Genomic DNA, 14,650 nt, shown 5'->3' on the forward strand with positions numbered 1-14,650 from the left:
AGCGAACGATTCTGCTGAATATCGGCGGAGGCCTCCGGGCTTCCGCCTTACGTTGCGGATGGAAAACCATGAGCAATCTGATTGAACTGAAAGTCCCGGACATCGGCGGCCACAACAACGTGGACGTGATCGAAGTCTTTGTCAAGCCGGGCGACGTGATCGCGAAAGAAGCCAGCCTGATCACGCTGGAAACCGACAAGGCCACGATGGAAGTGCCGGCCGAAGCCGCCGGCACCGTCAAGGAAGTGCGCGTCGCCGTGGGCGGCAAAGTCTCCGAAGGCGATGTGATCGTGATCGTAGAAGCCGCCGGCGCAGCCGCCGCGGCTCCGGCTGCGCCCAAGCCGGTGGAAACCACCGGCGTCGCGTCCGCTACCACCCAAGCCGGCTTCGCGCCGCAGGCCGCTCCGGTGGCCGCCAGCCATAGCGGCGGCGCCGACGTGGAATGCGACGTGATGGTGTTGGGCGGCGGTCCCGGCGGTTATTCCGCCGCCTTCCGCGCGGCCGACCTGGGCCTGAAAGTGGTCATCGTCGAGCGCTATTCCACCCTGGGCGGCGTGTGCCTGAACGTGGGCTGCATCCCGTCCAAGGCGCTGCTGCACAACGCGGCGGTGATCGACGAAGTCAGCCATCTGGCCGCCAACGGCATCAAGTTCGGCAAGCCGGAAGTGGACATCGACATGCTGCGCGGTTACAAGGAAAAAGTAATCGCCAAGCTGACCGGCGGCCTCGCCGGCATGGCCAAGGCGCGCAAGGTGGAGATCGTGCGCGGTAACGGCCGTTTCATCGACCCGCACCACATCGAAGTGTCCGCCACCACCGGCAAGGGCCGCGAAGAGAGCGGCGAGAAGAAAATCGTCAAATTCAAGAACGCCATCATCGCCGCCGGTTCCCGCGTGGTGAAGCTGCCGTTCATTCCGGATGATCCGCGCGTGGTGGACTCCACCGGCGCGCTGGAGCTGAAGGGCGTGGCCAACCGCATGCTGATCATCGGCGGCGGCATCATCGGCCTGGAAATGGGCACCGTCTACTCCACGCTGGGCGCGCGCCTGGACGTGGTGGAAATGATGGACGGCCTGATGCAGGGCGCGGACCGCGACCTGGTCAAGGTTTGGCAGAAGTGGAACGCCCATCGTTTCGACAACATCATGCTGAACACCAAGACCGTGGCCGTGGAGCCCAAGGACGACGGCGTGTGGGTGACTTTCGAAGGCGATCAAGCCCCGAAAGAGCCGCAACGCTACGACCTGGTGCTGTACGCCACCGGCCGCGCGCCCAACGGCAAGCTGCTGGGCGCCGAGAACGCCGGCATCGCGGTGACTGATCGCGGCTTCATCCCGGTGGACAAGCAGCAGCGCACCAATGTGCCGCACATCTTCGCCATCGGCGACATCGTCGGCCAGCCGATGCTGGCGCACAAGGGCGTGCATGAAGGCCATGTGGCGGCGGAAAACTGCGCCGGCCAGAAGTCCTACTTCGACGCGCGCGTGATTCCGGGCGTGGCCTACACCGATCCGGAAGTGGCTTGGGTCGGCGTCACCGAGGACGAAGCCAAGAAGCAAGGCCTGAAGATCGAGAAGGGCGTGTTCCCATGGGCCGCCTCCGGCCGCGCCATCGCCAACGGTCGCGACGAGGGTTTCACCAAGCTGATCTTCGACGCCGAAAGCCACCAGATCATCGGCGGCGGCATTGTCGGTCCGCATGCGGGCGACATGATAGGCGAAGTCTGCCTGGCCATCGAAATGGGCTGCGACGCCACCGACATCGGCAAGACCATCCACCCGCATCCCACCATGGGCGAGTCCATCGGCATGGCGGCGGAAGTGGCGCACGGCACTTGCACTGATTTGCCGCCGCAGCGCAAGAAGTAAGCGCGGCTCGGAAAGGAAAAGGGCGAACCTCCGGGTTTGCCCTTTTTTTACGCCTGCCCATTTTGAGCGAGCGCTATAAAAAACGCTTGAGGGCAAAACTATTGTCCGCGCGGCCAGTCATACCGCCTTGCGCCTGATTGGCGCGCGTGGCCGGGTTGCGATGAGCAAAGCGAATGCCTGCGCGCCGTTTATCTAAATTTACATTGAATATAAATTAAGCTTTTGGTTTAAGAAAACGCCGGCCTGTCCCCGCGATTTTGAAGCCGCCCAGCCGCTTCTCGCCAGCCGCCGCAAGTTTCGTTACCATGGCCTCGACACCAAACGAATCGGACCATGCCAAGCTCCCGCCTGCTTATTTCATTGATCTTATTGCTGTCGGCTGCGCCCGCCTGGGCCAAGCTCGATTACAGCGTGCGCGTCGACGCGCCTTCCGGCCTGGCCGGCTTGTTGCAAGACAATCTGGAATTGGTCACCAGCCGTCTGGAAGAAGAAATGGACGAAACGCTGCTGACCGAACTGGTGCGGAGCACCCCGGAGGACGCGCGCAAGCTGCTGGAGACCGAGGGTTACTTCGACGCGCGCGTCACTGTGCGCGAAGAAAGCGCCCGGCAGTACGTGATCGAGGTCAAGCCCGGCGAACCCACGCTGATCGACGACGTCACCATTCGCCTCAACGGGCCGATACGCGACGAAGGCGATTTCCAGCAACGCTTCGCCGCGGTGCTGGAGGCCTGGTCGCTGCCGATGGGCGCGCCTTATCGACAATCCGACTGGGACGGCAGCAAGCGCGCGGTGATGCGTCTGATCACCGCCGACCGCTTCCCCAGAGCGCAGATCAGCAAAAGCGTGGCGGAAATCGATCCGGCCACCCGCCGCGCGCAACTGGTGGTGGACATCGACAGCGGCCCGGTGATCCTGTTCGGCGACATCACCGTCAAAGGCATGAAGCGTTATCCGGAAAAGATCGCCACCGGCTTGGCGGATTTCTCCCCCGGCACCGCCTACCGGCTGCAGAAAATTTTTGATTACCAGTCGGCGCTAGAGCAGGCGCCGCATTTCTCCAATGTGGTGGTCAGCGCCGACATGGCCCGTATCGACCCGGAGACCCACCGGGTGCCGGTGGAAGTGGACGTCACCGAAATGCCGCGCCAGAAGCTGGAGCTGGGCTTGATCTACGACTCCGGCGACGGCCCTGGCGTGCGCGTCGGTTACGACCATTACAATATCTTCCGCCGCGGCTACACCGGCTCGCTGGTGACCAACTGGAAGAAAAACCAGCAATCGCTGTCGTTGGGTCTGGGCTTTCCGCGCCAGTCCGACGGCTATTCCCACTCCATCACCAGCGCTTTCAAGACCGACGACGTGCAGGGCCTGAAAACCCGCAGCAGCGATGTGGGCGGCTGGCGCACCCGTACTCGCGGCAATATCGAGGCGCGCCTCGGCCTGCAGTACCTGATGGAAAGCGAGGAGGCCGGCGGCGTGTCCAACAAGGACACCCGCGCCTTGCAGCTGGTCTACGGCTGGACCCAGCGCGCGGTGGACGATCTGATGCGGCCGCGTTCCGGCGTCTTGCTGGACTTCCAGCTTTCCGGCACGGTCGGCAGCGCCCTGTCCTCCACCTCCTATGTCCGCGGCTACGCCCGCACCGTCGGATACTGGTCGCCGTTTCCCAAGTACGGCACCTTTGTCGGCCGGCTGGAGCTGGGCCAAGTGTGGGCCAACGACAAGGACGCGGTGCCGTCCTCCATCCTATTCCGCGCCGGCGGCGCCAACAGCGTGCGTGGCTACGATTACCAGAGCTTGGGCCTGCCGGGCCCCAACGGCTCGGTGCTGGGCGGCCGCGTGGTGGCCACCGGCAGCCTGGAGTATCAAATCCCGATCAAGCCGGACTGGTATCTGGCGTTGTTCACCGACGCCGGCAACGCCAGCCAGAGCTGGAAGGGCTTCCAGGTGGAGCGCGCCAACGGCGTAGGCGTGCGCTGGATGAGCCCGGTGGCCCCGCTGGCCTTCGACTTCGCCAAGGCGGAGCGCGACGGCAAAATCCGCTGGAACCTCAGCCTGGGCCTGGCCTTCTGACCCGAATGCATTCATGAGCGAAACCGACACCTCCCCCACTCCCGACACCGCCCCGCCGCCGCCGCCGGCCAAGCCCAAGCGCCGTCGTTGGCGCTGGCTGCTGTGGCTGCCCTTGTTGCTGGTCGCGCTGCTGCTGGCCGCCAGCGCCTGGCTGACCGGCAGCCGCGCCGGCTTTGCCTGGTTGATGCAGTCGTTGGGCGGCCTCAGCGGCAACGCCGTCAGCGTCAAGCAAGCCGAAGGCACGCTGTGGGACGGCTTCAAACTGAGTGAGGTGCGCGTGCGCAGCGCCGGCAGCGACGTGGACATCGAGTCCGTGCAGCTGGACTGGCGGCCGGGCGCCTTGTGGCAGCGCCAATTGTGGGTGCGGCAATTGGCGGTGGGCCACGTCAAGGTGGCGGTGAAACCGACGCCGGCCGCCCCGCCCAGCGGTGCGCCGGAATCTCTGGCCTTGCCCCTGGGCATCCGTCTGGACCGGCTGAGCGTGGCCAGCGTAACGCTGGAGCCCGCCAAGCTGCGGCTTTACGGCCTGGAAGCCGGCTACGTCTACGACGGCCGGCGCCACGATCTCAAGCTCAAGCGCCTGGGTTCGCCCTGGGGCGAGGCCGCGGCGGCGCTGCAATTGGCCGACGCCAAGCCCTTTGCGCTGCAGGGCAAGCTCAGCGCCGACGGCGAACTGGACAAGATTCCCTATCAGGCGCGGCTGGCGCTGGGCGGCGATCTGCTGCACCTGAGCTTTGACGGCGAGTTGTCCGGCAAAGACCTGGTGGCCGACGTCAAGGGCGGCCTGCTGCCCTTCGCCAGCAACCCCTTCAACAGCTTCACCCGGCTGGACGCGCGCATGGCCGGCATCAATCCGCAAGCCATCCTGCCTGAATGGCCGCGCGCCAAACTCAGTTTGGCGGTGTTTGCGGAGCCGGACGCCGGCCAGCGCGTCAAAGGCGGGCTGACCCTGCTCAACGAGCAGGCCGGCCCCTTGTCCGAGCAGCGCTTGCCGCTGTCCTTGTTGGCCGGTGAGTTCCGCGCCGACGACAAGGCGCTGGAGCTGTTCAACACCCACGCCCGGATCGCCGGCGGCGAAATCGGCCTGGCCGGCCAGGTGCGGCCGGACCGGCTCAAGCTGGCGTTGGATATTTCCAAACTGGGCCTGCGGCAATTGCACGCCGACGCGCCGGACGACAGTCTGGACGGCCGAGTGACGCTGGACGGCCCCCTGAGCGGTCCGAACATCCTGGCCCAGCTCAAGGGCAAAACCCTGCAGGCCAAGGCCAATGTCGGTTTTGCGCCGGCGCCGCACCCGGCGCTGCTGATCCGGCAGGCGGAATTGACCGCCGGCGTGGGCAGCCTGGCTCTATCCGGCCAATTGGGGCTGGATGGCAAGCAGTTGTTCGATTTCAACGGCAAGCTCAATCGCGCAGACCCGTCCAAGCTCAAGCCCGGCTTGCCCAGCGGCGACCTCAACGCCAGTCTGCAGGCCAAGGGCCAACTGGTCAGCCCGCTGAATGTGGCGGCCAAGCTGCAATTCGCCCCCAGCAAACTGTCCGGTGCGCCGCTAAGCGGCGCCGCCGACCTGCAACTGCAGGGCGAACGCCTGAAATCGCTCAGCGCCGACCTGAGGCTGGCGCAGAACCGGCTGCAGGCCAACGGCGCTTACGGCGCCGCCGGCGACAAGTTAAAACTCTTGATCGACGCGCCCAACCTCGGTCTGATCGGCCCCGGCTTCTCCGGTGTGGTCAAGGGGCAGGGAGAACTGGCTGGCACGCCCAAGGCGCCGTTGATCAGCGCCAATCTGCAAGCCGACCGTCTGAAGCTGCCGGGCAATATCGCTGTGCAGAGCATGCAATTCAGCGGCAACGTCAAAGCGGACCAGAACAGCCCGTTCCAGCTCAAACTGGATGTGGCCGCGCTGCAGGCCGGCGGTTTCCGCGCCGAGCAATTGCGCGCCAGCGCCAACGGCACCCGCGCGCGCCACGCCCTGCAGCTGGATGGACGTTTCCGACTGGCCGATCACCCCTACGCGCTGCAACTGGCGGCCAGCGGCGGCTTGCGCGGCGAGGCCGGGCCTTGGGCCGGCACCTTGAGCAAGCTGGAGTTGAGCGGTCGTCCCGGCCTCAGCCTGCTGGCACCGGTGGCGCTGGAGCTGGGCGAGCAGATCAAGGTGGGCAACGCCCGCTTGGCCGCGCTGGGCGGCAGCATTACCCTGGCGGAACTCAACCGCGGGGCCAACGGAGCGCTCAGCACCCGCGGCTCCGCGCGCGGTTTGAGGCTGGCGGAGCTGGGCCCCTTGCTCAGCCTGCCGGTGAAGCAGGATCTGAGCTTCGACTCGGACTGGAATCTGAATCTGGCGGCCAACGCCAAGGGCCAATTCGTGCTGCGCCGCGCCGGCGGCGATGTGCAATTGCCGGGAGACAAGGGCAAGGACGTGGCGCTGGGCTTGAAGACCGCGGTCGCCACCCTGACGTTGGACGGCGGCCGCGCCTTGTTCGATCTGAATTTGGACAGCCGCTACGCCCAGCTGCAAGGCAAGGGTTCCGTGCCGTGGAACGGCGGCGCCATCGACGCCAAAACCCCGCTCAACGCCACCGTCAGCGCCAGCGTGCCCTCGCTGGCGACGCTGGCCAGCTTCGCCGGCCCGTCTTTGGAACTGGGCGGTCAGATCGGCGCCAATCTGGCGCTGACCGGCGCGCTGAGCCTGCCGATGGCGCAAGGGACGATACGCGGCGACAAATTATTGCTGGCCGACCGCCGCACCGGCATCCGCCTGGGCGACGGCAGCCTGCTGGCTCGGCTGGACGGCCGCAAGCTGGTGTTGGAGCGCTTGCGTTTCGCCGGCGGCGAAGGCGAGGTGGCGGCTAGCGGAGCGCTGGATCTCAGCGGCGACACCCCGGATGCGCGGGTAGCGGTGGAGTTGCGCAAGTTTGGCGTGTTCGACCGTCCCAACCGCCGCCTGGTAGTGTCCGGCCGCACGGAACTGGCGATGGTGGCTGGCAAATTGTCGCTGACCGGCCATATCCGCGCGGATCAGGGCCGCATCGGCCTGCCCAAGTTCGGCGCGCCCAGCCTGAGCGACGACGTGATGGTCAAGGGCCGGCCCGGGCCGGAGCCGTCGGCCTTCGCCAGCATGCCGCTGACAGTGGCGCTGGATCTGGACCTGGGAGATCACTTCCGCTTCTCCGGCCAGGGCTTGAACGTGGACTTGACCGGCTCGGTGCGCGTGAGCGCCAATCCGGGCGAAGCGCCGGGCGCCAAGGGCCAGGTGCGTGTGGTCAAGGGCCGTTACAAGGCTTACGGACAGGACTTGGACATCGAGTACGGCGCGATCACCTTCAACGGCCCGCTGGATAATCCGCTGCTCAATGTGCGCGCCAAGCGCCGCCTGTCGCCGGTGGGCGCCGGCGTGGAAGTCAGCGGTTCGGTGTCGGTGCCCAAGGTGCGTCTGATCGCGGACGAGCCGATGTCGGAAAAGGACAAGCTGGCCTGGCTGGTGTTGGGCCGGGCGGCGAGCGGCGAGCGCGACGACAACGATCTGGCGGCCTCCGCCGGCATGATGTTGGCCGGTTCGCTCAACGACCAGATCGGCCTGTTCGATGACTTGGGCGTGTCCAGCCGCAAGGAAAAAACCTTGGCCAACGGCACGGTGAGCCCGGCGGAGCAGGTGGTGACGGTGGGCCGTCAGCTGACCCGCGAACTGTATTTGGGCTACGAGTACGGCGTAACCAGCGCGAACCAGGCGGTGAAGCTGGCCTATCAACTGAGCAAGGGCTGGTCGATGGTGCTGCGGGCGGGTACCGACGCCTCGGTGGAGTCGCGTTACACCTTGCGCTTTGATTGAGCGAGGCAATCGCCGGTCAATGCCGTACCGACGAATCTTCGCGGCTTTGAACGGGTTCTAAAACCGCAGCGTCAGCATGTGCGCCAGCGCCCGGTCCTCCGGCCGGGGCGATCGCATGCGTTGGCGCAGCGTCTGCCGCAGACAGTCGATGAAGCCGCGCGCGGCGTAGCCGTGAGCCTGCCCTTGCAGGCTGATCACGCCGATGACGATCTCTTCCATGTCTTCCCGCAGCGACAAGGCCTGGACCTTGCCGGCGAATTCCGGGCACAGCAACAAGGGTTCCGGGCCATAGCTGAGCATGCCGGCCTGTACCAGGCCGGCCAGCAGCGCCATCGACTGCGCGCAGATCAGCCGTTCCGGCGCGATAGCCAGGCCGTGTCGGGTGAACAGTTGGTTCAGCACGTGGCGGTAACTGGCCGGGCTGTAATTGACCACCCAATCCTGCTCCAGCAGCGCGGACAAGGATTGTGCGCGCAACGCAGGATGGCCGTTGCGGGCGAACACACGGCCGCCGTGGCTGAACAGCGGCTGGCAATGGAATTCCTGCGCCAGCGGCTCGAACAGCGGGCCGATGGCGAAATCCATCTGGCCGTCGCGCAAGCGCGGCAGCGCCACCGCCAGCAAGCCTTCGAATAGTTCCAGCCGGATTTCCGGCAGACGTTGGCGAAAGCGCAACACCACTTCCGGCAATAGCGTGGGCACCAGCCAGGGCGTGACGCCTATGCATAGCCTGGCGTCGCGTTGGCCGCGCATCGCCTCCATTTCGCCGTGGGCGCGTTCCAGCTGCATCGCCACCTGGCGAGCATGGATCAGCAGCGCCTGGCCCGCCTCGGTCAGCCTCGCGCCGCTGGCGTGACGCTGCAACAGGGGCAGCCGCTGTTCTTGCTCCAGCTCGCGCAGCGTCTTGCTGACTGCGGCCTGGGACAGACCCAACATGCGCGCGGCGGCGCGAATGCCGCCGCCGTCAGCCAGCGCGATCAGCGCTTGCAGTTGCTGCAGTTTCATCTCTTCTCCAAGTGGACAACCAGAAGTGTTCTCGACCACTTTCTCAAGTCTATTCACCTGTTAACTATTGCCGCTAGTCTGTGATCGCTGTCGCGGCGTTGTATCCATCGCCGCCAAGACAGTGTGCGACAAGAGGCTCATAGACACCATAAGGAGACGACGCCATGAACGCTCACATTCTGCCCGGCATCCGCGATATCGCCCCGGCGATGATCGCGCTGCGCCACGACATTCACGCCCACCCCGAATTAGGCTTCGAGGAGGTGGAAACCCGTAGCCGGGTAATCCGCTGCCTGCGCGACTGGGGCTACGAGATTCACGAAGGATTGGGCGTCACCGGCGTGGTGGGCACCCTGCGCCGCGGCGAGGGGCCGTGCATAGGTCTGCGCGCGGATATGGACGCGCTGCCGATCCAGGAGACTACCGGCCTGCCCTGGGCCAGTCGCGTAGAGGGGAAAATGCACGCCTGCGGCCATGACGGCCATACCGCGATGCTGCTGGCCGCAGCCTGCGAGCTGGCGCGGCGCGACAGCTTTAGCGGCACCGTGCATCTGATCTTCCAGCCGGCGGAAGAGGGCAAGGGCGGTGCCAAGCGCATGCTGGACGACGGCCTGTTCCGGCTGTTTCCCTGCGACGCCATTTTCGCCATGCACAATATGCCGGGCTTTCCGGTGGGGCAACTGGGGTTCCGACCCGGGCCGTTCATGGCCTCTGGAGACACCGCGGTAATCCGCATTCACGCCACAGGCGGTCACGGAGCGGTGCCGGACAAGGCGGTGGACCCAGTGGTGGTGGCCGCTTCGTTGGTGATGGCCTTGCAAAGCGTAGTGGCGCGCAATGTGTCGCCGCTGGACATGGCTGTAGTGACGGTGGGGGCGATTCTGGCAGGGGAGGCGCCGAACGTGATCCCGGAGAGCGCGGAAATGAGGCTGAGCATACGCGCCTTGCGGCCGGAGGTGCGCGCTTTGCTGCGGCAGCGGATCGAAGCGTTGGCCGAAGCGCAGGCCGCCGGTTTCGGCGCGCGCGCCGAGGTGGATTATCAATATGGCTATCCGGTATTGATCAACGATGCATCGGCCACCGCGCTGGCGCGGCAGGTGGCGCTGGACTGGCTGGGCGAGGATGGGGTGGCGGCGGAGATGCCGCCGCTGACTGGCAGTGAGGATTTCGCCTTCTGGCTGGAGCAGGTGCCGGGCTGTTATCTAATCATCGGCAATGGCGATGGAGAGGGCGGCTGCATGGTCCACAACCCAGGCTACGACTTTAACGATGATGTCTTGCCGGTAGGAGCCAGCTACTGGGTCAAACTGGTGGAGCGTTATCTGGGCGGCGCGGCTGGGGATGGGCAATGACGGCGGCGCAATGGGCGGCCACGCGGCCGGCCGCGCCCAGCCGGCGCGCGATCACCGCCATCACCGTGGGCAATGCGTTGGAGTTCTACGATTTTATCGTCTACAGCGCGTTGGCCACTTTAATGGGGCGCTTGTTTTTTCCGTTCAGCGACGAGCCGCTGCTGCAATTGATGCTGTCGTTCGCGGTGTTCGGCACCGGCTTCATCAGCCGGCCGATAGGCGGCATCGTCATCGGCCTGTATGCGGATCGGAAGGGACGCAAGCCAGCTTTGCGGCTCAGCCTGTGGCTGATGGCGATAGGCTCGATGCTGTTCGTGGTGGCGCCCACTTACGCGCAGGCCGGCTTGTTCGGACCAGTGCTGGTAGTGCTGGGGCGGCTGGTGCAGGGGTTTGCCGTTGGCGGCCAGGTGGGCGCAGCGACCTCCATGCTGATGGAGTACGCCGACGATAAGTCGCGGGGCTATTACTGTAGCTGGCAACTGCTCAGCCAGGGTTTGGGTGGCTTGGCAGGGATGCTGACGGTGAGCGTGTTAAGCGGGCTGTTGTCCGCTGCGGCAATGGAGGACTGGGGTTGGCGGCTGGTGTTCGCCATCGGGGTACTGGCAATTCCGGTGGGCGAGTACATCCGCAGTCAACTGGATGAAACCGCCGCCGTTGCGGTCGCGCCGCAGGCGGCAACGACGACGGAACCGGCCGGCACCTTGCTGCGGCGTCATTGGCGACTGTTGTTGGCCGGAGTGCTGTTGACCATAGGCGGCACTGCGCCCAACTTCATCATTGTCCATTATCTTGCCAATCATGCGGTGACGGTGCTGGGTATGTCACTGGCGGTAGCGATGTGGGCGGCTTCAACCGCGGCGCTGTTGCAGGTGATGCTGTCAGTGTCAGCCGGGCGCTGGAGCGACCGCATCGGCAGACGCAAGTCCATTCTGTGGCCGCGTTTGTTGTTAATGTTATTGATCTATCCGGGCTTCATGCTGGTCAACGCGGTACCGAGCTGGCCGATGCTGTTCTTGGTGGTGGCGGTGTTGACGGTGCCGCTGGTGTATACCTCGGTGCCGAGCATCGCGGTGTTGCCGGAACTGTTCCCACGCCGTATCCGCGCCAGCGGCATGTCCATTGTGTATTGTATCGGCGTGATGATCTTCGGCGGCTTCGCCCAGTTCTTCGCCGCCGGGCTGGTCCGGTTGACCGGTGACCCCAACGCGCCGGCCTTGTACGCGGTGTTGTGCATGCTGATATCGCTGATCGGGCTGGCGATGGTGCCGGAAACGGCGAACCGGCCGCTGGACTGAAGCCTGCGGGGCCCGGCCCGGCAAAAGCCGGGTCGGATTCACACTGACAGGCGCTGCCGCAGCGTATCCATCCTTTGCTCCATCGCCTCGGCCGACAGCGGCGCGCCTAGCAGATAACCCTGCATCGCCGAGCAGCCCAGCTTGCCCAGATAGGCTTGCTGCTGGGGGTGTTCGACGCCCTCGGCCAGGGTGTCCATGCCCAGCGCGTTGGCCAGGTGAACGATGGCGGAGACGATGGCCGCGTTTTCCTCGTCCTGCGGCAGATCGATGATGAAGGAGCGGTCTATTTTGATGGTGTCCGGCGCGAAGCGCTTCAGATAGGCCAGGCTGGAGTAGCCGGTGCCGAAATCGTCTATCGACAAGCGCACGCCCATTGCCTTGATTACCGCCAATTGGCGCGCGGCGAAGTCCGCGTCCTCCATCAACGTGCTTTCGGTGACTTCGATCTCAAGGCAGTAGCCGGGCAGGCCGCTGCTTTGCAGCGCGTCGCGCACGTCGTCGACGAAGTCCGGTCGCGTCAGTTGCCGCGCCGAGACATTCACCGCCATGCGCACCGGGCGCAGGCCGCTGTCGTACCATTGCGCCGCCTGGCGGCAAGCTTCGCCCAGCACCCAGCGTCCCAGCGGCACCACCAGGCCGGTGTCCTCAGCGATGGGAATGAAGCGAGAGGGCATGATCAAGCCGTGTTCCGGATCACGCCAGCGCACCAGCGCCTCGCAGCCGAGCAGGCGCTCGCCGCTCATATTGAATTGCGGCTGATAAACCAGATAGAGCTCGCCATGTTCGATGGCGCGGCGCAGCCGGGTTTCCAGATGCAGCCGTTCGGCCACTTCCACGTTCATTTCCCGGGTGTAGAAGCGGAAGGTGCTGCGGCCGTGCGCCTTGGCGTGGTACATGGCGAGATCGGCGTTCATCAGCAGATTCTGAAGGTCGCGACCGTCGTCCGGCATCAGGCTGATGCCTATGCTGCAACTGACGGTAAGCTGGTGGGCGCCGATGTCGAAGGGGCGTTGCATCGCGGCCAGCACGCGTTCGGCCACTTGAGCGGCCTCGCCGGGCTGATCAATGGACGGCAGGATGAGCACGAACTCGTCGCCGCCGGTGCGGCCGACGGTGTCCAGCGCGCCCACCGCGGCGCCTAGGCGGCCGGCCGCCTGTTTCAACAGCTCGTCGCCCAAGCCGTGGCCCAGGGTGTCGTTGATGTTCTTGAAGTGATCCAGATCGACGAACAGCACCGCCAGCTGGCCCTGACGCAACTCGGCCTGGCGGATCGCCTGCTGCAGCCGGTCGTTGATCAGCACGCGGTTGGGCAGGTCGGTCAGCGCGTCGTACTCGGCCAGGTGCTGGACCCGCGCCTCTTGCTCCTTGCGTTCGGAGATGTCGGTGAACAGCGCCACGTAATGGCTGATTTCGCCCTGTTCGTTTTGCAGCACGCTGATGTTCAGCCATTCCGGGAAGATGTCGCCGTTCTTGCGGCGGTTCCAGATCTCGCCGGACCATTGGCCGCGCTGGGTCAGCTGCTGCCACATGTTTTCGAAGAAGGCCGGTTCGTGACGGCCGGAGGCGAGCAGAGCCGGAGTCTGGCCCAGCGCCTCGCTCTCTTCGTAGCCGGTGATCGCGCAGAAGGCGCGGTTGACCGCCAGGATGCGGTTGTCCGGGTCTGTGACCAGGATGGCCTCGTTGCTGGATTCGAACACCTTGGCGGCCAGCCGCAGTTGGCGGTCGGTCTGACGGCGGGCGGTGATGTCGCGGCCGGTGGCGCACAGATAGTCTTCGCCCTGGTAGTTGAGCGGGCTGACGGTGACCTCAAGCCATTGCTCTTCGCCGCAGCACTGCAGCCGGGTGTCGAAGGTGCGGGGCAGGGCGTCCGTGGCCGGACGGAACAGCGCGCGGGTCAGCGTCGCGGCGTCGCAACCGCAATCCAGCCGTTGGCGCGCCGCTTGGTTGCAGTAGACGATGTCGCCGGCGGCGTTGCGCAGCGCGATCAGATCGGTGGCGTTGTCCACCATGAAGTGGCTGAGGCGCAGGTCGCGCGAGCGCTGTTCCAGCGAGAGGTGGCTTTGCTGCAGGTCTTGGCGGTAGCGCTGCACCAGCGCGTTGAGCCAGCGCAGGAAGAACCAGCAGAAAGCCGCGGCGACCAACAGGGCGGCCAGGGTCAGCAGCAAGGTGGCGACGATGCGTTCGCGCAGGCTGCGCTCCAGTTCCTGTCGCGCCCGCTGGCTGCTGTCCTCGATGGACTGCACGCGCAGGCTGGTGACCAGGGTCCAGTCCCAGCCGGGCAGTTGGCGCGCGTAGGACAGATAGCGCTCGCCTTGCGGCGCGTCCAGGCTGCTGATCAGGTATTCCATGAAACCGCCTTGCTTGCCGCGGCGGATCAGTTCGGCAATGCGTCCGCGGTCGGCGCCGGGCAGGGCGGAGTAGTGCTTGCCGTTCATCGTCGGATTGGATGGGTCCAGCAGGATCACGCCGTGGCGGTCTATGATCATGAAGTCGCCGCTGTCGTGGCCGAAGCGCATTCGCGCCAGCATCTCCAGGCCTTGCTTCTGCATATCGGTTTCGACGTTGTTCAGATATTCGCCGCTGCCTATCAGCCAGTTGTAGGGCCCGAAACGGCGGGCGTAGGCGACTTTCTCGCTCATCTCGCCGCGGCCCGGCTGGTACCAGCGGTAAGAGCTGAAGCCGCGCTGTTGAGGGTTGTCCACGGACTCGATCAGCGCGCGCATGATGTAGCGGCCTTGGTCGTCGCGGTTGGCCAGCAGCGAGCCACCTTCCAACTGCGGCGCGGTGGGCAGCAGCACGCAGCGCCCGTCCAGGCCGTCGATGAAGAAGTAGCCGCGGCCGTCGAAATAGCGCAGCGGCCGCAGCGCTTCCGCGATCAGCCGCTGTACTTGGCGCGGAGGCCGGCGCAGGCGCTCCTGGCGCCAGACGGCGTCGGCCAGGTTCCAAGCCTGGTCCACTTGCTCGCGCAGTCTTTGCTTCAGGGTATCGTTGGTGCGTTCGCGCAGCGCGGACAAGGTTTGGGCGGCGTGATCGGCATAGGAGCGCAGGTAGTCGCGCGCGCGCGCGTAAGCGTCCTGACGTATGGTGTGCTGGCGGGTCTGGAAGTCATTCCAACTGCTCAGCAGGAAGTAGCTGGACAAGGTCAGCGCCAGCATGAACACAATAGCGAGCGTGCCAAACAATTGCAGACGGGACAGCTTGGCCTGATTCAGCTCCATGTTTTTG

7 protein-coding genes are annotated in these 14,650 nt (G+C 65.4%); 5 read left to right on the forward strand and 2 right to left on the reverse strand.

The annotated features are described in order from the left end of the window. The first annotated feature begins 68 nt into the window (after positions 1 to 68). The 3 genes from lpdA to MOV80_RS05305 all read left to right on the forward strand — a co-directional run bounded on the left by lpdA (position 69) and on the right by MOV80_RS05305 (position 7,773). Positions 69 to 1,868: a dihydrolipoyl dehydrogenase gene (lpdA, locus tag MOV80_RS05295; protein WP_081544961.1), complete on the forward strand. Its 1,800-nt coding sequence runs from the start codon at positions 69 to 71 to the stop codon at positions 1,866 to 1,868. A 333-nt stretch (positions 1,869 to 2,201) separates the two neighbouring features. After that, positions 2,202 to 3,944: an autotransporter assembly complex family protein gene (locus MOV80_RS05300; RefSeq protein ID WP_039754324.1), complete on the forward strand. Its 1,743-nt coding sequence runs from the start codon at positions 2,202 to 2,204 to the stop codon at positions 3,942 to 3,944. 13 nt (positions 3,945 to 3,957) lie between these two features. Next, positions 3,958 to 7,773 carry a translocation/assembly module TamB domain-containing protein gene (locus tag MOV80_RS05305; RefSeq protein WP_107732099.1) on the forward strand — a complete coding sequence of 1,272 codons (3,816 nt, stop codon included), beginning with the start codon at positions 3,958 to 3,960 and terminating at the stop codon, positions 7,771 to 7,773. A 57-nt stretch (positions 7,774 to 7,830) separates the two neighbouring features. On the opposite strand, the gene MOV80_RS05310 is transcribed toward MOV80_RS05305, so the two are convergent. After that, positions 7,831 to 8,778, reverse strand: a complete 948-nt coding sequence (locus tag MOV80_RS05310) for a LysR substrate-binding domain-containing protein (RefSeq protein ID WP_107732098.1) — start codon at positions 8,776 to 8,778, stop codon at positions 7,831 to 7,833. A 164-nt stretch (positions 8,779 to 8,942) separates the two neighbouring features. Here MOV80_RS05310 and MOV80_RS05315 point away from each other — a divergent pair, with 164 nt between their 5' ends. Together MOV80_RS05315 and MOV80_RS05320 are read left to right on the forward strand one after the other, a co-directional pair. Then, complete coding sequence (locus MOV80_RS05315) at positions 8,943 to 10,130, forward strand: M20 aminoacylase family protein (RefSeq protein ID WP_118268440.1); 1,188 nt, start codon at positions 8,943 to 8,945, stop codon at positions 10,128 to 10,130. Continuing rightward, complete coding sequence (locus MOV80_RS05320; protein ID WP_043589464.1) at positions 10,127 to 11,425, forward strand: MFS transporter; 1,299 nt, start codon at positions 10,127 to 10,129, stop codon at positions 11,423 to 11,425. The genes MOV80_RS05315 and MOV80_RS05320 overlap by 4 nt, the downstream gene beginning before the upstream one ends. 38 nt (positions 11,426 to 11,463) lie before the next feature. Here MOV80_RS05320 and MOV80_RS05325 read toward each other — a convergent pair whose 3' ends face one another. Next, positions 11,464 to 14,643: an EAL domain-containing protein gene (locus tag MOV80_RS05325; protein ID WP_019100934.1), complete on the reverse strand. Its 3,180-nt coding sequence runs from the start codon at positions 14,641 to 14,643 to the stop codon at positions 11,464 to 11,466. Positions 14,644 to 14,650: the final 7 nt, after the last annotated feature.

This window comes from Chromobacterium sp. IRSSSOUMB001, from assembly GCF_023507765.1.
Classification (GTDB): Bacteria; Pseudomonadota; Gammaproteobacteria; order Burkholderiales; family Chromobacteriaceae; genus Chromobacterium; species Chromobacterium haemolyticum.

Excerpts from the sequence above, each read along its gene's own strand:
- lpdA (WP_081544961.1), top strand. The coding sequence starts at position 69 with ATGAGCAATCTGATTGAACTGAAAGTCCCGGACATCGGCGGCCACAAC.
- MOV80_RS05300 (WP_039754324.1), top strand. The coding sequence starts at position 2,202 with ATGCCAAGCTCCCGCCTGCTTATTTCATTGATCTTATTGCTGTCGGCT.
- MOV80_RS05305 (WP_107732099.1), top strand. The coding sequence starts at position 3,958 with ATGAGCGAAACCGACACCTCCCCCACTCCCGACACCGCCCCGCCGCCG.
- MOV80_RS05310 (WP_107732098.1), bottom strand. The coding sequence starts at position 8,778 with ATGAAACTGCAGCAACTGCAAGCGCTGATCGCGCTGGCTGACGGCGGC.
- MOV80_RS05315 (WP_118268440.1), top strand. The coding sequence starts at position 8,943 with ATGAACGCTCACATTCTGCCCGGCATCCGCGATATCGCCCCGGCGATG.
- MOV80_RS05320 (WP_043589464.1), top strand. The coding sequence starts at position 10,127 with ATGACGGCGGCGCAATGGGCGGCCACGCGGCCGGCCGCGCCCAGCCGG.
- MOV80_RS05325 (WP_019100934.1), bottom strand. The coding sequence starts at position 14,643 with ATGGAGCTGAATCAGGCCAAGCTGTCCCGTCTGCAATTGTTTGGCACG.